At 65.0% G+C, this 19137-nt stretch carries 21 protein-coding genes; 7 read left to right on the top strand and 14 right to left on the bottom strand.

Features of this window, described 5'->3' with window-relative positions:
- The first annotated feature begins 264 nt into the window (after positions 1–264).
- A complete protein-coding gene (locus NX784_RS07970) occupies positions 265–537 on the top strand; it encodes a hypothetical protein (protein ID WP_105378322.1) in 273 nt (90 codons plus the stop codon).
- Positions 538–818: 281 nt separating this feature from the next.
- Here the strand turns inward: NX784_RS07970 and bamC are convergent, their stop codons facing one another.
- From bamC to NX784_RS07925, 9 genes are all read right to left on the bottom strand, one after another.
- Positions 819–1934 carry an NlpB/DapX family lipoprotein gene (gene bamC, locus NX784_RS07965; protein WP_258816117.1) on the bottom strand — a complete coding sequence of 372 codons (1116 nt, stop codon included), beginning with the start codon at positions 1932–1934 and terminating at the stop codon, positions 819–821.
- A 56-nt stretch (positions 1935–1990) separates the two neighbouring features.
- Positions 1991–2887, bottom strand: coding sequence for a 4-hydroxy-tetrahydrodipicolinate synthase (gene dapA, locus NX784_RS07960; protein WP_258816116.1), 897 nt, complete (start codon positions 2885–2887; stop codon positions 1991–1993).
- A gap of 112 nt (positions 2888–2999) precedes the next feature.
- Positions 3000–3554 (bottom strand): class I SAM-dependent methyltransferase, encoded by a 555-nt coding sequence (locus NX784_RS07955; RefSeq protein WP_258816115.1) that lies wholly within the window; start codon positions 3552–3554, stop codon positions 3000–3002.
- Complete coding sequence (locus tag NX784_RS07950; protein WP_258816114.1) at positions 3554–4756, bottom strand: tryptophan--tRNA ligase; 1203 nt, start codon at positions 4754–4756, stop codon at positions 3554–3556. Before NX784_RS07950 ends, NX784_RS07955 begins: the two co-directional genes overlap by 1 nt.
- A 7-nt stretch (positions 4757–4763) precedes the next feature.
- Positions 4764–5435, bottom strand: coding sequence for a site-2 protease family protein (locus NX784_RS07945; protein WP_258816113.1), 672 nt, complete (start codon positions 5433–5435; stop codon positions 4764–4766).
- A 43-nt stretch (positions 5436–5478) separates the two neighbouring features.
- Complete coding sequence (locus NX784_RS07940) at positions 5479–6102, bottom strand: L-threonylcarbamoyladenylate synthase (RefSeq protein ID WP_258816112.1); 624 nt, start codon at positions 6100–6102, stop codon at positions 5479–5481.
- Positions 6099–6998, bottom strand: a complete 900-nt coding sequence (gene htpX, locus NX784_RS07935; protein WP_258816111.1) for a protease HtpX — start codon at positions 6996–6998, stop codon at positions 6099–6101. The genes NX784_RS07940 and htpX overlap by 4 nt, the downstream gene beginning before the upstream one ends.
- 116 nt (positions 6999–7114) lie before the next feature.
- Positions 7115–7945: a 3',5'-nucleoside bisphosphate phosphatase gene (locus NX784_RS07930; protein WP_258816110.1), complete on the bottom strand. Its 831-nt coding sequence runs from the start codon at positions 7943–7945 to the stop codon at positions 7115–7117.
- Between the two features lie 120 nt (positions 7946–8065).
- The gene (locus NX784_RS07925) at positions 8066–8941 is read right to left on the bottom strand and encodes an alpha/beta fold hydrolase (RefSeq protein ID WP_258816109.1); all 876 of its coding nucleotides are present in this window, start codon (positions 8939–8941) and stop codon (positions 8066–8068) included.
- 167 nt (positions 8942–9108) lie between these two features.
- On the opposite strand from NX784_RS07925, the gene NX784_RS07920 reads away from it, so the two are divergent.
- The 4 genes from NX784_RS07920 to NX784_RS07905 all read left to right on the top strand — a co-directional run bounded on the left by NX784_RS07920 (position 9109) and on the right by NX784_RS07905 (position 11881).
- On the top strand, positions 9109–9633 hold the full coding sequence (locus NX784_RS07920; protein WP_258816108.1) for a gamma carbonic anhydrase family protein: 525 nt from the start codon (positions 9109–9111) through the stop codon (positions 9631–9633).
- 3 nt (positions 9634–9636) lie between these two features.
- Positions 9637–10593, top strand: coding sequence for an Hsp33 family molecular chaperone HslO (hslO, locus tag NX784_RS07915; RefSeq protein ID WP_258816107.1), 957 nt, complete (start codon positions 9637–9639; stop codon positions 10591–10593).
- A 123-nt stretch (positions 10594–10716) separates the two neighbouring features.
- Positions 10717–11205 carry a Dps family protein gene (locus NX784_RS07910; protein ID WP_258816106.1) on the top strand — a complete coding sequence of 163 codons (489 nt, stop codon included), beginning with the start codon at positions 10717–10719 and terminating at the stop codon, positions 11203–11205.
- A gap of 250 nt (positions 11206–11455) precedes the next feature.
- Positions 11456–11881 carry a PAAR domain-containing protein gene (locus tag NX784_RS07905; protein ID WP_258816105.1) on the top strand — a complete coding sequence of 142 codons (426 nt, stop codon included), beginning with the start codon at positions 11456–11458 and terminating at the stop codon, positions 11879–11881.
- Positions 11882–12044: 163 nt separating this feature from the next.
- Here NX784_RS07905 and NX784_RS07900 read toward each other — a convergent pair whose 3' ends face one another.
- The 5 genes from NX784_RS07900 to pyrG form a co-directional block, all read right to left on the bottom strand.
- Positions 12045–12323, bottom strand: coding sequence for a helix-turn-helix domain-containing protein (locus NX784_RS07900; protein WP_258816104.1), 279 nt, complete (start codon positions 12321–12323; stop codon positions 12045–12047).
- 4 nt (positions 12324–12327) lie between these two features.
- Positions 12328–12678: a cell division protein FtsB gene (gene ftsB, locus NX784_RS07895; RefSeq protein ID WP_258816103.1), complete on the bottom strand. Its 351-nt coding sequence runs from the start codon at positions 12676–12678 to the stop codon at positions 12328–12330.
- A gap of 68 nt (positions 12679–12746) precedes the next feature.
- A complete protein-coding gene (gene eno, locus NX784_RS07890) occupies positions 12747–14033 on the bottom strand; it encodes a phosphopyruvate hydratase (protein ID WP_258816102.1) in 1287 nt (428 codons plus the stop codon).
- 118 nt (positions 14034–14151) lie between these two features.
- Positions 14152–15003, bottom strand: a complete 852-nt coding sequence (gene kdsA / locus NX784_RS07885) for a 3-deoxy-8-phosphooctulonate synthase (protein ID WP_258816101.1) — start codon at positions 15001–15003, stop codon at positions 14152–14154.
- The gene (gene pyrG, locus NX784_RS07880) at positions 15000–16679 is read right to left on the bottom strand and encodes a CTP synthase (protein WP_258816100.1); all 1680 of its coding nucleotides are present in this window, start codon (positions 16677–16679) and stop codon (positions 15000–15002) included. The genes kdsA and pyrG overlap by 4 nt, the downstream gene beginning before the upstream one ends.
- Before the next feature lie 209 nt (positions 16680–16888).
- Between pyrG and NX784_RS07875 the strand changes: the two genes are divergently transcribed.
- Together NX784_RS07875 and NX784_RS07870 are read left to right on the top strand one after the other, a co-directional pair.
- Positions 16889–18022 carry a YjgN family protein gene (locus NX784_RS07875; protein ID WP_258816099.1) on the top strand — a complete coding sequence of 378 codons (1134 nt, stop codon included), beginning with the start codon at positions 16889–16891 and terminating at the stop codon, positions 18020–18022.
- Between the two features lie 10 nt (positions 18023–18032).
- Positions 18033–19079 carry a M48 family metallopeptidase gene (locus NX784_RS07870; RefSeq protein WP_258816098.1) on the top strand — a complete coding sequence of 349 codons (1047 nt, stop codon included), beginning with the start codon at positions 18033–18035 and terminating at the stop codon, positions 19077–19079.
- Positions 19080–19137 lie beyond the last annotated feature (58 nt).

Genomic DNA, 19137 nt, shown 5'->3' with positions numbered 1-19137 from the left:
TGCGTGTTTTCTCCTATGAGAACTAGCGCACGGACGGCGGCATCCCGTTGCCAGAAAATGAATGTTGCCCGTTCTGGCAACTGTTACGTCTTGACACGACTTTTCTATTGCGATTCAGTAAATTTGGCTATAATATCGGGTTAGGAAGGTTCCGTTGTCTGTAGGCACTTTTTCCAAAGTATACAAACAAGAGAATTCCTGACGAGCGATAATTACCGGTAATTATTCATCGCACCACCCTTTTGAATCAATTAAGGAAAAACCATGAAAAAATCTCTGCTGATCGTTTCCCTGCTGGCTGTTGCTCTGGCTGCCTGCTCGAAGAAAGAAGAAACCACCGTGACCCCGGCGGCTCCGGCTGCTGAGACCACCGCTCCGGCTGCTGCTCCGGCCGCTCCGGCTGCTGACGCTGCCGCTACCCCGGCTGCTCCGGCCGCTGCTGACGCTGCCGCTTCGGCTGCGTCGGCTGCTGCTTCGGCTGCTTCGGCTGCTGCTGAAGCCGCTTCGGCTGCTGCTGCTCCGGCTGCTTCGAAGTAATTCGAATCGCTCTGAAAAAACCGGCCTGCGGGCCGGTTTTTTTACGCCTGTACGGTCCTGCTTACGCACGCGCATTTGCGTAGAGTGGACGGCTATAACGCGAATGCCGCTTATTGCTGGCGCTCGCGCCGTCCACGCGTTCAAGGGACAGATGCATATCGCGCGATCGATCGGCACTGGTTGGACGCGTGGACGGCGCAGCCGTCCACCCTACCCGTAATGCGGCGTCGTCCAATAAAAAAACCGGCCAGCGGCCGGTTTTTTATTTGCGCGAAACGCGATTACTTCAGCTCGTCCGCCAGCAGCTTGAGGATCTTCGCACCGGTCGGCGACGTGTCCGGCTTGCCGTCATTCGTCTGCACGGTGACGTCGGTCGACGTCGCGCCCTGCACGGTCGAGACGAGCACGCGGTACTTCTGCGCTTCCTTGTTCTTGTCGTCGCTGCCGAACAGCTTGCTGAAGAAGCCTTCCTTCTTGACGGCGTCCGGATCGACGTAGCGCACGTAGTAGATGCCCTGCACGCGGTCGCGGTCTTCGACGGTGAAGCCGACGCGGTCCAGCGCCAGGCCCACGCGGCGCCAGGCACGGTCGAAGACTTCGTCGACGACGACCTTGTTGCCTTCCAGCTTCGCGTGCTGCGGCTCCAGCGGCGCGTTCGTCACGAATGCCGTCGCGTCCTTGACCTTCGTACCCGTCAGCTGGGCCATCAGGCGGCCCAGGAATTCCGCTTCCAGCTCCGGATCGTTCGGACGCGCGGTCCACGTCGTCGTTTCCTTCTGCGGACCCGTCAGCACTTCCTCGGCGCCGCGGTGGCTGATGTAGATCTCGGTCGTGCCGTCGGCACGGCGCTCGAGGCGGGTGCGGAACTTGTCGCGCTCGCCCGTCGAATACGCGGAATCGAACACCTTGCCGATCGTGCGGCGGATGAAGTCCTGCGGGATCTTGGCGCGGTTCTCGGCCCAGTTCGTTTCCATGATGCCGGTCTGCGGCGACTCGGTCTCGACGGTGAAGCCCGAGTTATGCCAGAACTCCAGCAGCTGCGGCCACAGTTGCTCCGGCGTTTCCTTGATCACGAGCCAGCGCTGGTTGCCGTTGCGCTCGATGCGGATCGTGTCGGTAGGCACTTGCCCGATCTGCTCGCCGGACGCGGCCGCGATGGCCGGTGCGGTGCTGCGCTGCTGCTGGAAGCCCGAGGCCGTCGCGACGCCGCGGCCATCCGGCACGGCGTAGCGGTTGTCCTTTTGCAGTTGCGTCAGGTCGGGCGGGATGTCCAGCGGGGCCGCCTTCTTGGAAGCCTTGTAGTCCACCTTGTCGGATTCGAACACGGTCGTGCACGCGGCCAGGCTGAACGCGATGGCGGTCAGCGCCACGGTGCGGGCTGCGGTGGAAGTCATCATCTTGCGATTCGTCATGTCGTTAAAGCTGGTAATGCAGCAGGGTCCGGGGACCGTTATCAAAGGACGCCGGAAGCGCGCAATGCGGCGCGTACCGTGTCGTGGTATTGCGCGGCCAGCGGCGCCAGCGGCAGGCGCAGGCCGGGCGGCATCTTGCCCATCTCGGCCAGTGCCCATTTCACCGGCACCGGGTTCGGCTCGACGAACAGCTTGCTGTGCAGGTCCAGCACGCGGTTGTTGATCTCGATCGCGCGCGCGGCGTCGCCGGCGAGCGCCGCCTTGCACATCTCGGCCATCGCACGGGGTGCCACGTTCGCGGACACGGAGATGTTGCCGGCGCCGCCGCACAGCATCAGCGCCAGCGCGCTCGCATCGTCGCCCGAGAACACGCCGAACGATTTGCCCTTGCCGGCGAACGAACGGTCGATGTCGCGCAGCAGCTCGATGCAGCGCGCGAGGTTGCCCGTCGCATCCTTGATGCCAACGATGTTGTCGATGGCGGCCAGGCGCACCACCGTCTCGTTGCTCATGTCGGCCACGGTACGGCCCGGCACGTTGTACAGATACACGGGCAGGTCGGTCGATTCGGCGATCGCCTTGAAGTGGCGATACATGCCTTCCTGCGACGGACGGTTGTAGTACGGGACGACCTGCAGCGAGGCGTCGGCACCGACTTCCTTGGCGTGGCGCGTCAGCGCGATCGCTTCGGCCGTCGAATTGCCGCCCGTGCCGGCCATGACCGGGATGCGGCCGGCGATGTGGTCGACCGCCAGCTTGATCAGTTCGCAGTGTTCGTCCGGGCTCACGGTGGCCGACTCGCCGGTCGTACCGACGATGCAGATTGCGTCCGTACCTTCCGCCACATGCCAGTCGAGCAGTTTGCGCAGGCTGTCCCTGTCCAAACTTCCATCCTCGAACATCGGTGTGACGATTGCTACTATGCTGCCCTTAATCATAATCAGTGGACCGTGCCGTTAATAAATAAATGTCGATTGTAGCGGATAGCCTGGTGTTATGGTTCATTCCACACCATATAAATGGCATGGTTACAGGTTCGTTACATCTCCGTCAGGTGTCGAGCCGGACGCTCCCGGGATCGACGTCCGGCGCCGCCGCGCACAGCCGCTGCACGCGCGCGGGACGGGGCGCGTCGACGACGCCATCCTCGTACGCCAGCACCCGCAAGCCGTGGGCGAGCGCCATCTTCAGCAACTCGCCGGGCGCCAGCAGGAACGCCGGATTCGATGGCTTGCCGAAGCGTTCGTTCCCCTGCGCGAAGGTTTCGTAAATCAGGATCCCGTCCGGCGCCAGCGCGGCGGCAAGGTGCGCGAACAGCGGGCAATGCAGGTAGTTCGTGACGACGACGCCGGCGAAGCGGCGCGGTGCGAACGGCCAGGCCGCGCCGTCGGCTTCCAGGTCGTGCTGCATGGTCGTGATGCCGGGCCCGGCCGCCTGCGCCAATGCCGTGGCGTCGCGGTCGACGGCCTGCACGGGGTGACCGAGCGCCGCCAGCAGGCGCGCGTGGCGCCCGCCGCCGCACGCGAGGTCGAGCACCTCGCCGTGCGGGATCGCCGGCGCCCAGCGCGCGACCCAGGTCGATGGAGTGTCGGTCGCGCCGTGCATCAGGTGTACGACAGACCCATGGCTTCGCGCACGTCGCGCATCGTTTCCTGCGCCAGCTTGCGGGCCTTCTCGCAGCCGTCGGCGACGATGGCGCGCACGAGCGACGGGTCGTCGACGTATTGCTGGGCACGCTCGTGCATCGGTTCCTGCTCGGCCAGCACGGCATCCACGACGGGCTGCTTGCACTCGAGGCAGCCGATGCCGGCGCTCGTGCAGCCCTTCATGACCCAGTCTTTCGTGTCCGCGTCGGAATAGACTTCGTGCAGCTGCCACACGGGGCATTTCAGCGGGTCGCCCGCGTCGCTGCGGCGCACGCGCGCGGGGTCGGTCGGCATCGTGCGGATCTTCTTCGTGACGGATTCCGGATCTTCGCGCAGCGAGATCGAATTGCCGTAGCTCTTCGACATCTTGCGGCCGTCGAGACCCGGCAGGCGTGACGCTTCCGTCAGCTTGACCTGCGGCTCGACGAGGATGATCTTGCGGCTGCCCTCGAGATAGCCGAACAGGCGCTCGCGGTCGATGTTCGACAGGCTGCCCGCCTCGTCCAGCATGGCCTGCGCCTGCTCCAGCGCCGCGTCGTCGCCATCCTGCTGGTACGCCGTGCGCAATTCCGCGTACAGCTTGGCGCGCTTGCTGCCGAGTTTTTTGACGGCTTCCAGCGCCTTCTGCTCGAAGCCCGGTTCCTTGCCGTACAGGTGGTTAAAACGGCGTGCGATCTCGCGCATCATCTCGATGTGCGGCACCTGGTCTTCGCCCACGGGCACCTGCGTGGCGCGGTAGATCAGCACGTCGGCCGCCTGCAGCAGCGGGTAGCCGAGGAAGCCGTACGTGGCGAGGTCGCGGTTGGCGAGGTTCTCGATCTGGTCCTTGTACGTCGGCACGCGCTCGAGCCAGCCGAGCGGCGTCGCCATCGACAGCAGCAAATGCAGTTCCGCGTGCTCCGGCACCTTCGACTGGATGAAGATCGTGGCCTGCGCCGGGTCGATGCCGGCCGCCAGCCAGTCGATCACCATGTCCCAGGTGCTCTTCTCGATGATCGTGGGGTCATCGTAGTGCGTGGTCAGCGCGTGCCAGTCGGCGACGAAGAACAGGCACGGCAGTTCGGACTGCATGCGGATCCAGTTCTTCAGCGCGCCATGGTAGTGGCCAAGGTGCATCAGCCCGGTGGGGCGCATGCCGGAAACGACACGGTCGGGAAACATAGCGATCTCAGGTCAGGAGAATGTTCAGGGGGGAGACGATCAGGTGCAGCAGCAGCTTCGCGATCAGCTCGACGAAGAACAGCCAGTAGCCGATCACGTTCGGGAACCCGATCCGCGGCAGGAAGATCAGTGCCAGCAGGATGATGAAGCTGTACGGCTCCAGACGCGCGAACTGGAACGCGGCCTTGTGCGGCAGGATCGAAAACAGCACGCGGCCGCCATCCATCGACGGGATCGGCAGCAGGTTGAACGCCATCAGCCACAGATTCGTCTTCAGGCCGGCATCCGCCACGAGGTGCGGGAACGACTCCTGCACGCTGAAGTAGTCGAGGAAGATGCCCAGCAGAACCCATATCAGCGCCATCAGGAAATTGGCGCCCGGGCCGGACAGCGCGACCCATGCCATGTCGCGCTTCGGATGGCGCATCTGGCCGTAATTGATCGGCAGCGGTTTCGCGTAGCCGAACACGAAGCCGGACATCAGGTACATCACGACCGGGATCAGGATGGTGCCGACGGGATCGATGTGGGCCAGCGGGTTGAGCGTGGTACGCCCTGCGGCGTGGGCGGTATTGTCCCCGAAGCGCTTTGCGACGAATGCCTGGGCGGCGTCGTGCATCGTGATCGCAAAGAGGACCGGCAGTGCGTAGACCGCCAAGTTGCGTATAAGTTCATCCATAAACTGCGATTCTATCAGAGCGCGCGACCGGACCGGCGGCGCCCTACAGGCCGAAGGCGGCCGGGTCGCCGCGGCCCGCGCGCACGAGTTCCGCGTCGGGGCCGGTGAGGTCGACGATCGTCGTGGGCTCCAGCGTGCCGGCGCCGCCGTCGATCACGAGTTCGATCTGGCGGTCGAGGCGGTCGCGCACCTCGTCCGGGTCGGACAGCATCTGGTCGTCCCCCGGCAGCTGCAACGTGGTGCCGATCAGCGGCTCGCCCAGCTCATCGAGCAGCGCCAGGAGGATCGCGTTTTCCGGCACCCGGATGCCGATCGTCTTGCGCGACGGGTGCGACAGGCGGCGCGGCACTTCCTTCGTCGCTTCCAGGATCACCGTGTACGGCCCCGGCGTGACGGCCTTCAGTTGCCGGTACTGGCGGTTGTCGACGCGGGCATACGTGGCGATCTCGGACAGGTCGCGCACGAGCAAGGTGAGGTGGTGCTTCTCGTCGACGCCGCGGATGCGCCGCAGCTTTTCGACGGCGGCCTTGTCGTCGAGGCGGCACACGAGCGCATACGCGGAATCGGTGGGCGCGGCGACGATGCCGCCGGCCTGGATGATCTGCGCGGCCTGGCGGATCAGCCGCGCCTGCGGATTTTGCGGATGGACTTCGAAGTACTGGGTCATCGCGCGAATCCCGTCTGGCGCAGGGCCTGGAGTGCCGCGATGCGTTCTTCCATCGGCGGGTGCGATGCGAACAGCGCGCCCCAGCCGCTGCCGTGGCCGGAAATGCCGGACGCCGCCATCGACTGCGGCAGCGCGCCCGGCTGCAGGCCGCCCAGGCGCGCGAGCGCATGCTGCATCGGCAGCGGGCTGCCCAGCAGCTGCGCGGAGCCGGCGTCGGCGCGGAATTCGCGCTGGCGCGAGAACCACGCGACGATCATCGACGCGACAAGGCCGAACAGGATCTCGCACACGAACACGGTGATCCCGTAGCCGATGCCGGGCCCGCGCTCGTCGTTCCCGCGGCGGAGCACGACGCTGTCGACGAAGAAGCCGACGACGCGCGCGAGGAACACGACGAACGTGTTGACGACGCCCTGGATCAACGTGAGCGTCACCATGTCACCGTTCGCCACGTGCGCGATCTCGTGGCCCAGCACGGCCTCCACTTCCTCGCGGTTCATGTTCGCAAGCAGGCCCGTCGACACGGCGACCAGTGCGGAATTTTTAAACGCGCCGGTGGCGAACGCATTCGGCTCGCCGTCGTACACGGCCACTTCCGGCATGGCGATGCCGGCGCGCTGCGCGAGGTTGCCTACGACGCGGAGGAGCCACGCTTCCGAATCGTTACCCGGCTGCTCGATGACGCGGGCGCCGGTCGACCACTTGGCCATCGGCTTGCTCATCAACAGCGACACGATGGCGCCCGTGAAGCCGACGACGAGCGAGAACACGAGCAATGCCCCGACGTTGATGCCGCGCACGCCGACGGCCCGGCCGACGCCGAGGACGTTCAGCACGATCGACAGCACCAACACGACGGCGAGGTTGGTGGCGAGGAACAGCAGTATGCGCTTCATGTTGGAACGGATCTCCTGTTGCGTGGGCACGCGTGTTTGCATTGCGCCGACGCGCCCACCCTACGGTTCAATATTAGTCCGACAAGATAAGGCCGGAATGCCGAAAGTTCAAGCGTTCAAAACCAGTCATGCCAGACCGGCGTCACCCCGGCCGGCAACTGCGGCAACCGGTCGAACTCCACGCGCGACTCCCCCGGCGCGTGAAAATCCGTCCCGCGCGACGCAAGGAAGCCGTAGCGGCGCGCCACCTCGGCATACGTGGCGTACTGGTCCGGCGTGTGGCTGCCCGTGACGACTTCGATCGCATTGCCGCCCAGCTGCTTGAACTCGTCGAACAGCGCGCCCTCTGCCGTCGCGTCGAAGCGGTAGCGGCCCGGATGCGCGATCACGGGGATGCCGCCGGCGGCGCGGATCCAGCCCATCGCATCGGCCAAGGTGGCCCAGCGGTGCGGCACGTAGCCCGGCTTGCCTTCCGTGAGGAAGCGCCGGAACACGTCGGACGTCGTGGAGCAGGCGCCCGTCTCGCACAGGTAGCGCGCGAAGTGGGTGCGCGACAGCAGGTCGGGGTTGCCGACGTATTTCAGCGCGCCTTCATAGGCGTTCGGGATGCCGGCCTTGTCCAGCTGCGCGGCGATCTCGCGCCCGCGCGCGTCACGCCCGTTGCGCGTGGCGGCGAGGCCTTGCAGCAACGTGGGATTGTCTTCGTCGATGCGCAGGCCGACGAGGTGCACGGTCGCGCCGGCCCACGTCACGGAGATTTCCACGCCGGACACGAAACGCATGCCCAGCTCCTCGGCTTTTGCGCGCGCGGCCTTGATGCCTTTGAGCTCGTCGTGGTCCGTCAGTGCCCACACGTCGACGCCGCCCTTGCGGGCATACGTGGCCACGGCGGCCGGAGCGAGCACGCCGTCGGAGACGTTGGAGTGGCAGTGGAGGTCGACTTTCATGGTGGAGTCCGGACGCAAATAATCTATACGAACATCCATTGTACGCGGTTCAACTCGGACAGATGCGCGGTCGAGGTAGGGTGGACGGCAAAGCCGTCCACCCTACCGACAGGCCACGTATCAGGCCAGGAAATCCTCGATCATGCGCGCCAGCATCTCCGGCTGGTCGTGATGCAGCATATGTCCCGCGTCCGGCATCATGCGCGGCGTGACCTTCGCCAGTTGGGCCAGGCGGCGGTCGACTTCATGGCGCGCCTCTTCCTTCGGTCCCATCCAGCGCCACATGTCCGTGTGTTCCGCCTCGACCCACAGCACGGGCGCCGTGATGCGGCGCCAGCAGGCGAGCACCTCGTCGATCTGGTACAGCAGCGGCCCCGGCATCTTGTGCGCCGGGTCGCCCAGGATCTCCCACTCGCCCTGCCCGTTCTGCGCCGCCCAGTGCTGCGCGAGGAAGCCGGCGCGCTCGGCCGGCAGGCGGGGGTTGGTCTTCTGCAGCCGCACCGCCACCTCTTCCAGGCTCGCATAACCGCGCATCGTGGGTGCCGCCTTCACCTCGTCCAGCCACTTGGCGTAGCGGCCGGGCGCCTGTTCGGGACGCGTGGCGGGCAATCCGAAGCCTTCCAGGTTGACGAGCTTCGCGATGCGTTCCGGCCGCACGCCGGCATACACGCTGACGATGTTGCCGCCCATGCTGTGGCCCAGCAGGTTGACGGGCGCGTCCGGCGAGTAATGGTCGACGATCGCTTCCAGGTCGGCGAAATAGTCGGGGAACCAGTACGTGTCGTTGCCGGAGCGCTCGGTCAGGCCGAAGCCGCGCCAGTCGTGGGCGATCACGTGCCAGTCGCCCTGCAACGCGTCGACGACGAACTGGAACGAGGCCGACATATCCATCCAGCCATGTGCCATGAACAACTTGGGCGCGCCCTCGCGGCCCCAGTGGCGGACGTGGGTGCGCAGGCCGCGGATGGTGAGGAATTCGGAGCGGGACGGTGTCATGGCGGTTCCTGTCTGGAGATTAAAATTAGTACGACCGTTCGCATTATAAGCACGAAGCTTGTTTTTCCGCTGGCGGGCCCCATCTGCCCTGCTTGCCGGCGACGGTGGACGCGACGGCGGGCGCGAGGGCGTAAAATACCGCCATCTCAACCTTCCGCGAGCACTCCATGGCGATTTACCAGTTGGGCGACGATGCGCCCGAGATCGATCCATCGGCCTACGTCGCCGATACGGCCAGCCTGATCGGCAAGGTCACGGTCGAGGCGGATGCGTCGGTGTGGTTCGGCGTGACGATCCGCGGCGACAACGAACGAATCACGATCGGCGCCGGGAGCAATGTGCAGGAAGGTACCGTGATGCACACGGACATGGGGTTCCCGCTCGTGCTCGGCAAGAACGTCACCGTCGGCCACCAGGCGATGCTACACGGTTGCACCGTCGGCGACGGCGCGCTGATCGGTATCCAGGCCGTGGTGCTGAACGGCGCGAAGATCGGCCGCGGCTGCCTCGTGGGGGCCGGCGCCGTCGTCACGGAAGGCAAGGAGTTCCCGGACCACTCGCTGATCCTGGGCGCCCCGGCCAAGGTGGTGCGTACGCTCACGGAAGACGACCTGCTCCGCCTGCAAGGCAATGCCGCCAGCTACGTCGAACGCGGCAAGCGCTTCAAGGCGGGGCTCAAGAAAATCGGATAAAGAATGACAACTGAAACCAGCAAGGACATCCTCCAGAAATTCATCTTCGACAACGCAGCCGTCCGCGGCGAGCTCGTCGAGATTTCCAACGCGTGGCGCGAGATCCAGTCGCGCCACGCCTATCCGAAGGCGGTGCGCGCCTTGCTGGGCGAAATGGTCGCCGCGGCGGCGCTGCTGTCCGCGAACCTCAAGTTCAACGGCTCGATCGTGATGCAGATCCACGGCGACGGCCTCGTGAAACTGCTCGTCGTCGAATGCGACGCGAACCTACGCATGCGCGCGACCGCGAAGCTGCGCGACGGCGCCGACGTGCCCGACGATGCAACGGCCACCCAGTTGCTGAACCAGCACGGCCGCGGCCGCTTCGTGATCACGCTCGACCCGCTGGACAAGGTACCGGGCCAGCAGCCGTACCAGGGCGTCGTCCCGCTGATCGGCGACGATATCGCGACCGTGATCGAAAACTACATGCTGCGCTCGGAACAGATGGACACGAAGCTGTGGCTGGCGGCCGACGAGCACGTCGCGCGTGGCCTGCTGCTGCAAAAACTGCCGCGCAACAGCGCCATCGAAGGCCAGGTCAAGCAGGCGAGCGAGGAAGAAGACCTCGAGACGTGGAACCGCGCCGTCATGCTGGGCCAGACGCTCAAACAGTCGGAACTGCTCTCGACGGACGTGGAAACCTTGCTCAGGCGCCTGTTCTGGGAAGAGACGATTCGCGTGTTCGACCCGCTCTATCCGCAATTCCATTGCACGTGTTCGCGGGAAAAAGTCGCGAACATGCTGCGCACGTTGGGCCAGACGGAAGTCGAGGCCGCCCTGCACGACCTGGGCGAACTGGGCGTCAACTGCGACTTCTGCGGCAAGCACTACGGCTTTGACGCCGTCGACTGCGCTCAGCTGTTCGCGAGCGATACGACGGCCGATGCTGTCGCACCGGCGTCCGGCGTCAAGCATTGATGCACACGCCGATGGTTATGTTTTGCCATCGGCGTTTTCTATCGATTTCATTGAAAATATAAACCGCAGCTATCGGCGCATCCTGTTAAGCTGTCTTCATTGACACACTGACAGGAGAAATCGATGAGCAAGATCAATATCGGCATCAGCACCGAAGACCGCGCCAATATCGCCGCCGCGCTGTCGCGCGTTCTGGCGGACAGCTACATGCTGTACCTCAAAACGCACAATTTCCACTGGAACGTGACGGGCCCGATGTTCCAGACGCTGCACATCATGTTCATGGAGCAGTACACGGAGCTGTGGAACGCGCTGGACAACATCGCGGAACGCATCCGCGCGCTGGGCCATTTCGCGCCGGGCACGTATGCCCGCTTCGTGGAACTGTCGTCGATCAAGGAAGAAGCCGGCGTGCCGAACGCGCAGGAAATGATTCGCCAGCTCGTCGACGGTCAGGAAGCGCTGATCCGCACGGTGCGCGAAGCGTTCAAGATCGCCGACGACGCGAACGACCAGCCGAGCGCCGGCATGCTGAGCGACCGCATGGAAATCCACGAAAAGAATGCGTGGATGCTGCGCTCGTTCCTCGAGAACGGCGGCCAGGGCGCCTGATCCCTTCCTTTTTGCCGCATCGCCCCACCGCTTGGGCCGATGCGGCATCCTCTTTATTGCTGATCGGAAGTTAACCGCCGCCCCTGTCGGAATCCCCTGATTCCGGATGACTGCCGGGACCGATTTGCGCGTCATCAATTGGCATAAATCAACGCCGCGTTTCAATGGCCTCCAGTGTACGAACCCGTGCACTTGTTATCGGGAATGTGTCGCTTTTTCGCGTCCCGTTTTACAACTATTGGAGAACCGGATGAAATCAGTACGTGCCATTGATGCAGACAGCCTCGCCAACACAGCCGCCGGCCACGACGCCGCCTCGCCTCGCAAAGTCATCGCCCGCTATCCCATTGCGACGATTGGCTCGCGCACCCGCCGCGGGGGCGAAGTCGTGCTCGGGGAGCAAGGCGAACCGGCCGACGACTACCGCATCGCCTGCGTCGGTGACCGGGTGCGCTACCCGGACGGCAGCGAGAGCGTGATCGTGTCGGGCGCCGGTCATGCGTCGACGTATGCGAACCGGCCGATCGCCCTCGTCGGCAGCCACATCGCGAACGGCGACCGCATCGTGGCGCGCGCGCAAAGCATCGGCGAGATCGTCGTCGTGGAAGGCGAACCGATCGCCGGCCTGCTGGAACCGGGTTACGCGCTGCCGGCCGCGGCGGCCGCGGCGGCCTGAAGCGGCCGCCGGCGTGCGCGGCTGCTTTCAGTCAGCGGCAGTGGACGCGGGCGGACGCAAATTGGTAGGGTGGACGGCTCGTCATTGAGTCCCCCGGACTCAATGACTCCACGCGGTGATACGTAACGGCTGCGTGTTGGTACACGAATCGGGTGACATTGACTTAGTTCAGCCCCCCGTCCGCCGGACGGTGCAGATCGATGACCTTCATGATGGACAACAGCGCATCGAGGCCGATTTCCCCGGCCTCGAGCGCGGCGGCCAGTTCGGCGCGCGGCAGGCCGGCCGCGGCGGCCAGCGGCGCGAGGCCCGCGGCGCGCGCGACGAGCGCCAGCGCCTGCGTCATGGTGTCCGGGTCGCCGGCGTCGAACGCGGCGGCGAGGTAGCCGGCGACGCCTTCGAGCGTGTCGAGCGCCGGCGGGGAAGACTCTGCGGCGGTCACGGCATCAATCCTTGCGCCCGTCTTTCTTGACCTTAGTCGCGGGCGGCGGGGGCGGTTCCGTCATCATGACGGCCGGCTTCTCGTCCTTGCGCAATACCTGCACGAAGATCTCGTTCGACTTGATCATGCCCAGTTCGTAGCGCGCGCGTTCCTCGACGGCGCCGAGGCCGTCCTTCAGGTCGCGCACTTCCGATTCGAGCTTGGCGTTGCGCGCCTTCAGCTGTTCGGTCTTGGCGCGCGTGGCCGCCACCTGGGATTCCAGGTCGGCCACGGTGAGCCAGCCGCCCTTCCCCAGCCACAGGGGATACTGGATCAGCAGCAGCAGGGCTGCCAGGGCAAGGGTGATGAGGCGCATGGTGGAAACGGCTGGGCGGGATGACAATACGGGCCCGGCGCACCGGACCCGTATCGAATACTACTCGATTACTTCAGGTTATAGAAGGCGTCGCGGCCCGGGTAGCTGGCGATGTCGCCCAGGTCTTCCTCGATGCGCAGCAGCTGGTTGTATTTCGCCATGCGGTCGGAACGCGACAGCGAGCCCGTCTTGATCTGCAGCGCGTTCATGCCGACGGCGATGTCGGCGATGGTCGAGTCCTCGGTCTCGCCCGAACGGTGCGAGATCACGGCCGTGTAGCCGGCGCGCTTGGCCATCTCGATGGCGGCGAACGTTTCCGTCAGCGTGCCGATCTGGTTGATCTTGATCAGGATCGAGTTGCCGATGCCCTTCTGGATGCCTTCCTTCAGGATCTTGGTGTTGGTGACGAACAGGTCGTCGCCCACCAGCTGGACGCGCTTGCCCAGGGCAGCCGTCAGCGTGGCCCAGCCTTCCCAGTCGCCTTCGGCCATGGCGTCCTCGATCGAGACGATCGGGTATTTGTCGCACCAGGTCGCGAGCATGTTCGTGAAGTCCTGCGCGGACAGCTGCAGGCCGCCTTCGCCTTCCAGCACGTACTTGCCGTCCTTGTAGAACTCGCTGGCGGCGCAGTCCAGGCCGATGGCGATGTCCTGGCCGGCCACGTAGCCGGCCTGCTCGATCGCTTGCATGATCAGCTTGATGGCTTCTTCGTGGTTCGCGACGGACGGAGCAAAGCCGCCTTCGTCGCCGACCGCGGTGTTCAGGCCCTTGCTGTGCAGGATCTTCTTCAGCGTGTGGAACACCTCGGCACCGTAGCGCACGGCTTCCTTGAACGACGGGGCGCCGACCGGGATGATCATGAATTCCTGGATGTCCAGGTTGTTGTCGGCGTGCGCGCCGCCGTTGATGACGTTCATCATCGGCACCGGCATCTGCATCGCGCCCGAACCGCCGAAGTAGCGGTACAGCGGCAGGCCCGCTTCTTCCGCGGCGGCCTTGGCGACGGCCATGGAGACGGCCAGCATCGCGTTCGCGCCCAGGCGGCTCTTGTTCTCGGTGCCGTCCAGGTCGATCAGGGTGCGGTCCAGGAATGCCTGTTCGTTGGCGTCCAGGCCCATGATGGCTTCGCTGATCTCGGTGTTGATGTTCTCGCAGGCCTGCAGGACACCCTTGCCGAAATAGCGCTTCGGATCGCCGTCGCGCAGCTCGATGGCTTCGCGCGAACCGGTCGAGGCGCCCGACGGGACGGCAGCGCGGCCCATCACGCCGGATTCCAGCAGGACATCGCACTCGACGGTCGGATTGCCGCGCGAGTCGATGATTTCGCGGCCGATGATATCAACGATAGCACTCATGGTTCTTTAATCTCCAGAAAGTAAGAATCGATACAGGCGCGCGAAGCCGCAGGGCGCGCCGTCGTTAGTCAGTCGGGGTCAGAGCCCACATGCGTAATTCGGGCTCTGACCCCGAATATCATTGAAAGTCCGTCTCGATAAAGCCGGCCTTCTTGACGATGCGGTCGATATCGACCAGGGTGGTCAGCAAATCCTTCATGCGGCCCAGCGGCACGGCATTGGGGCCGTCCGACAGCGCGCACGCGGGATCCGGATGTGTTTCCATGAACAGGCCCGACACGCCCGCCGCCACCGCCGCGCGCGCCAGCACGGGCACGTGTTCGCGCTGGCCGCCCGACGACGTGCCCTGCCCGCCCGGCAGCTGCACGGAGTGGGTGGCGTCGAAGACGATGGGGCAGTTCGATTCGCGCATGATGGCGAGCGAACGCATGTCGGACACGAGGTTGTTGTAGCCGAACGAGACACCGCGCTCGCACGCCATGAACTGGTCGGGCAGACCGGCTTCGGCGGCTGCCGCACGCGCCTTGTCGATCACGTTCTTCATGTCGCCCGGCGCGAGGAACTGGCCCTTCTTGATGTTCACGGGCTTGCCGGAACGGGCGCAGGCGTTGATGAAGTCGGTCTGGCGGCACAGGAAGGCGGGCGTCTGCAGCACGTCGACGACGCTCGCGACGACCGGGATCTCTTCCTCGGTGTGCACGTCGGTCAGCACGGGGACGCCGATTTCGCGGCGTACGTCCGCGAGGATCTCCAGGCCCTTTTCCATGCCGGGACCGCGGAACGATTTGCCGGACGAACGGTTCGCCTTGTCGAACGACGATTTATAGATGAACGGGATGCCCAGCGCCGAAGTGATTTCCTTCAGCTGGCCCGCGACGTCCATCGCCATCTGGCGCGACTCGATCACGCAAGTGCCGGCGATCAGGAAGATCGGCTGGTCGAGGCCGACGTCGAATCCGCACAATTTCATGCTGCGTCTCCTTGAACTGCGGGCGCATTCGCCGCGCCCTGATTGCCATGCTGCGCCTGGTGCGCCAGCGCGGCGCGGATGAACGACGAGAACAGCGGGTGGCCGTTACGCGGCGTCGACTTGAACTCCGGGTGGAACTGGACACCCATGTACCACGGGTGCTCGCTCCGCGGCAGTTCCATGATCTCGCACAGGTCTTCGTTCGGCGTACGCGCGGCGACGACGAGGCCCGCAGCTTCGACCTTCGGCAGGTAGAAGTTGTTCGCCTCGTAGCGGTGGCGGTGGCGCTCCGTCACGACGTTGCCGTAGATTTCAGCGGCTAACGTGCCCGGATTCACGGCGCAGGTCTGCGCACCCAGGCGCATCGTGCCGCCGAGGTCCGAATTGGTGTCGCGCTTCTCGACCTTGCCGTCGTGGTTCTGCCACTCGGTGATCAGGGCGACGACCGGCTGGTCGGTCTCCGGATCGAATTCCGTCGAGTTGGCGTTCGGCAGGCCGGCCATGTGGCGCGCGTATTCGATCAGCGCGACTTGCATGCCCAGGCAGATGCCGAGGTAAGGTATCTTGTTTTCGCGGGCATAGCGGGCGGCCATGATCTTGCCTTCCACGCCGCGCTTGCCGAAGCCGCCCGGCACGAGGATGGCGTCGTACTTGGCCAGGTTCGCGCAGCCCGTCGACTCGATTTCTTCCGAGTCGATGTATTCGATGTTGACGCGGCTTTCCGTGTGGATGCCGGCGTGGCGCAGCGCTTCCGTCAGCGATTTGTACGATTCGATCAGGTCGACGTATTTGCCGACCATGCCGATCGTGACTTCGTGCTTCGGGTTCTCCAGCGTGTGGATCAGCTTCGTCCACATCGACAAGTCGGCCTGCGGCGCATCGATGCCGAGGGCGTCCAGGATGATGTCGTCCAGGCCCTGGTCGTGCAGCACCTGCGGCACCTTGTAGATGGTGTCGACGTCCCACACGGAGATGACGGCCTGCTCTTCCACGTTGGCGAACAGCGAGATCTTCGCGCGCTCGTCGTCCGGGATGCGGCGGTCGGCGCGGCACAGCAGCGCGTTCGGCGAAATGCCGATCTCGCGCAGCTTCTGCACCGAGTGCTGCGTGGGCTTGGTCTTCAGTTCGCCGGCGGACGAGATGTACGGCACGAGGGTCAGGTGCACGAACGCGGCGCCCTTGCGGCCCTGGCGCAGCGACAGCTGGCGCGCGGCTTCCAGGAACGGCAGCGACTCGATGTCGCCGACGGTGCCGCCGATCTCGACGAGCGCCACGTCGACGCCTTCGGCGCCGCGGCGGATGTAGTCCTGGATCTCGTTGGTGATGTGCGGGATCACTTGCACGGTCTTGCCGAGATACTCGCCGCGGCGTTCCTTGCGGATCACCGATTCATAGATCTGGCCGGTCGTGAAGTTGTTCACCTTCTTCATCCGCGTGCTGATGAAGCGCTCATAGTGGCCCAGGTCCAGGTCGGTCTCGGCGCCGTCGTCGGTGACGAACACTTCGCCGTGCTGGGTGGGGCTCATCGTGCCCGGATCCACGTTGATGTACGGGTCGAGCTTGAGCATGGTGACTTTGAGACCGCGCGATTCGAGGATCGCGGCGAGGGAGGCGGCCGCGATCCCCTTACCCAGGGAAGACACGACGCCGCCAGTGACGAATACGAATTTGGTCATTGTGCAGAAGGTGCCGAACGGCACGCGCGGGAAATAGAAATTATACCTTAAACCTGCCAATCCGTCCTCGGTCATGGCCAAAGGGCAACGACAGGGTTGTCGTCCAATCGGCAAAAAATGTCTTCAGAAAAATTTTCTTGCAGGAATTGTCAAAGATGCCAAAGTGTGGATACACTGACATTCTTTCTTCCACGTCAATAAATCTTGCCATGCACGATACCGACGACAGCACCACCATCCTCCCGCCCACCGTCGCCGCGGAGACGTCGCACGGCCTGACGTTTTCGGGCAGCGGGGCCGAATACTTCCGCATCTGGATCGTCAACCTGCTGCTGACGGTTGCCACGCTGGGCATCTACTCGGCCTGGGCCAAGACCCGGCGGCTGCAATATTTTTACCGGAACACCCAGCTGGCGGGCGCCGGCTTCGACTTCCGCGGCGACCCGAAAGCGATCCTGCGCGGCCGCATCCTCGCGGTGGTCGTGCTGGCCGCCTATCACTATGCGTTCGGCTTTTCGCTGAATGCAGGCATGGTCACGATAGCGCTGCTGCTGATCGGCGTGCCCTTCATGATGCGCTCGGCGCTGCGCTTCCGGCTGTCGAACACGGTCTACCGCGGGTTGCCGTTCGGCTTTTCGGGCAGCGTCACGCGAGCGTATCTCGTGTATCTCGTGCCGGTGGCGATCTTCGTGCTGCCCGGTGCCCTGCTGGCGTTGAATCCCAAGAACCCGTGGGCCGGCGCCGTCTTCCTGCTCTACCTGGCCTGGCCGCTGATCCACGGCGCGATGCGAACCTACCAGCACAAGCATCTGATGGTCGGCGACCAGCAAGCCACGTTCCCGCTCGGCATGATGAATCTGGCCAAGCCCTACCTGATCGCCTTGCTGATGTGGCTGGGCGTGATCGTGCTTTCCATCGTGGTCGGCATCGTGGCTGCAATCCTGGCGGGCGGCAAGAAAGCGACGGACTTCGGGACGACCCTGCCTTTCATTATCGGCATGGCGATCTTCTATATTGCCCTGCTGCTGCCCGGCCCCTACATCGTGGTGCGCCTGAACAACCGGGCGTGGTCCGCGACGAGCTTCCCCGGCGTGCGCATCACGTGCGCGATGCAGTTTTGGCCGTATCTGCGCCTGCAAGTCGTGAACGTGCTGCTGACCCTGTTGACCCTGGGCCTGTTCCGCCCGTTCGCTGCCGTGCGCACATGGCGCTACCGCGTGGAGCACGTGACCGTCGATACGCCCGACGGTTTCGAGCAGGCCGTGCTCGCGGCGCGCCGTCCGGCCGCCGCCGCGGCCGGCGACGGCGTCGCCGACTTCCTCGGCGTGGACCTGTCCTGGTAAGGAGACTCACATGATCGCCGCACAATTCTTCGATGGCCACAGCGCCCGCCTGCAACCGGTCGGCCTGGACGTGCGCGCCGGCCACCTCCACGTCGATGCACCGGATTTTTCGCGCAGTTATCCGTTGTCGACCATCGTCATGACCGAGCCGTTCGAACGGGCGCCGCTCGTGCTGCGCCTGGGCGACGCCTCGTGCGAAATCCCGTACGGCCCACAGCGGCAGGCAATGCTGGCGGCGCTCGGCTACGACAAGAGTCGCGTGGAACGCTGGCAGGCGAACTGGCCGGCCGCCCTCGTCGCCCTCGTCCTGCTGCTGGCGCTGCTCGCTGCCGGCTTCTTCTGGGGCCTGCCGGCCGCCGCCGAACGGATCGCCGCGCATTTGCCGGCGTCGGTCGACAAGACGCTCGGCCAGGCCGCGCTCGCCGGCCTGGAAGCGCGCGGATTCGTGACGCCGTCGCGTCTCTCGGAGGACCGCATCGCCGAAGTCCAGGCCCTGTTGCCGCGCGCCCTGCCCGCGCACCCGCGCGTGCCCGTGCGCGTACTGGTGCGCGCATCGACCATATTGGGCGCCAACGCGCTCGCGCTGCCGGACGGTACGATCGTCGTCACGGACGACATGGTCCGCCTCGGGTTCGGCGACGACAATGAACTGGACGAAGACGGCAAGGCAGGCCTGCTGGGCGTGCTCGGCCACGAGGTCGGCCACATCGAACTGCGCCACGCCACCCGCGCGATGACGGGTTCGTCGTTGACGGCCGCCCTGTCGGCCACGCTGTTCGGCGACTTCAGCGCCGTCGCTGCCGGCCTGCCCGCCGTGCTGACGCAGATGCAATATTCGCGCGCGATGGAACTGCAAGCGGACGACTACGCCGTCGGCGTCCTGCGCCGCAACGGCCTGTCGCCGGATGCCCTCGCGACCGCCCTGCAGGCACTGGAACGCCAGCATCCGGGCGAGAGCAACATGCCGCGCTGGCTGCGGCAATCGATGACCTACCTGTCGACGCACCCCGCGACGGCAGAACGCATCGCGCGCCTGCACGCGGCCGCCCATCCCTGACCCCTCCCCATGCCGAGTCCTGCCATGACGGCGCAGGACGCGCGCGCTTTTATCTGGT

The sequence above is a fragment of the Massilia pinisoli genome, from assembly GCF_024753285.1.
GTDB lineage: Bacteria > Pseudomonadota > Gammaproteobacteria > Burkholderiales > Burkholderiaceae_D > Telluria > Telluria pinisoli.
This window is presented reverse-complemented; position numbering and strand designations above follow the sequence as displayed.

Coding starts and splice junctions, on each gene's coding strand:
- pyrG (WP_258816100.1), bottom strand. CDS start 16,679: ATGACCAAATTCGTATTCGTCACTGGCGGCGTCGTGTCTTCCCTGGGT.
- NX784_RS07905 (WP_258816105.1), top strand. CDS start 11,456: ATGAAATCAGTACGTGCCATTGATGCAGACAGCCTCGCCAACACAGCC.
- eno (WP_258816102.1), bottom strand. CDS start 14,033: ATGAGTGCTATCGTTGATATCATCGGCCGCGAAATCATCGACTCGCGC.
- bamC (WP_258816117.1), bottom strand. CDS start 1,934: ATGATGACTTCCACCGCAGCCCGCACCGTGGCGCTGACCGCCATCGCG.
- NX784_RS07925 (WP_258816109.1), bottom strand. CDS start 8,941: ATGACACCGTCCCGCTCCGAATTCCTCACCATCCGCGGCCTGCGCACC.
- NX784_RS07920 (WP_258816108.1), top strand. CDS start 9,109: ATGGCGATTTACCAGTTGGGCGACGATGCGCCCGAGATCGATCCATCG.
- NX784_RS07950 (WP_258816114.1), bottom strand. CDS start 4,756: ATGTTTCCCGACCGTGTCGTTTCCGGCATGCGCCCCACCGGGCTGATG.
- NX784_RS07970 (WP_105378322.1), top strand. CDS start 265: ATGAAAAAATCTCTGCTGATCGTTTCCCTGCTGGCTGTTGCTCTGGCT.
- hslO (WP_258816107.1), top strand. CDS start 9,637: ATGACAACTGAAACCAGCAAGGACATCCTCCAGAAATTCATCTTCGAC.
- NX784_RS07910 (WP_258816106.1), top strand. CDS start 10,717: ATGAGCAAGATCAATATCGGCATCAGCACCGAAGACCGCGCCAATATC.
- NX784_RS07945 (WP_258816113.1), bottom strand. CDS start 5,435: ATGGATGAACTTATACGCAACTTGGCGGTCTACGCACTGCCGGTCCTC.
- NX784_RS07875 (WP_258816099.1), top strand. CDS start 16,889: ATGCACGATACCGACGACAGCACCACCATCCTCCCGCCCACCGTCGCC.
- NX784_RS07940 (WP_258816112.1), bottom strand. CDS start 6,102: ATGACCCAGTACTTCGAAGTCCATCCGCAAAATCCGCAGGCGCGGCTG.
- dapA (WP_258816116.1), bottom strand. CDS start 2,887: ATGATTAAGGGCAGCATAGTAGCAATCGTCACACCGATGTTCGAGGAT.
- NX784_RS07955 (WP_258816115.1), bottom strand. CDS start 3,554: ATGCACGGCGCGACCGACACTCCATCGACCTGGGTCGCGCGCTGGGCG.
- NX784_RS07870 (WP_258816098.1), top strand. CDS start 18,033: ATGATCGCCGCACAATTCTTCGATGGCCACAGCGCCCGCCTGCAACCG.
- NX784_RS07930 (WP_258816110.1), bottom strand. CDS start 7,945: ATGAAAGTCGACCTCCACTGCCACTCCAACGTCTCCGACGGCGTGCTC.
- kdsA (WP_258816101.1), bottom strand. CDS start 15,003: ATGAAATTGTGCGGATTCGACGTCGGCCTCGACCAGCCGATCTTCCTG.
- htpX (WP_258816111.1), bottom strand. CDS start 6,998: ATGAAGCGCATACTGCTGTTCCTCGCCACCAACCTCGCCGTCGTGTTG.
- ftsB (WP_258816103.1), bottom strand. CDS start 12,678: ATGCGCCTCATCACCCTTGCCCTGGCAGCCCTGCTGCTGCTGATCCAG.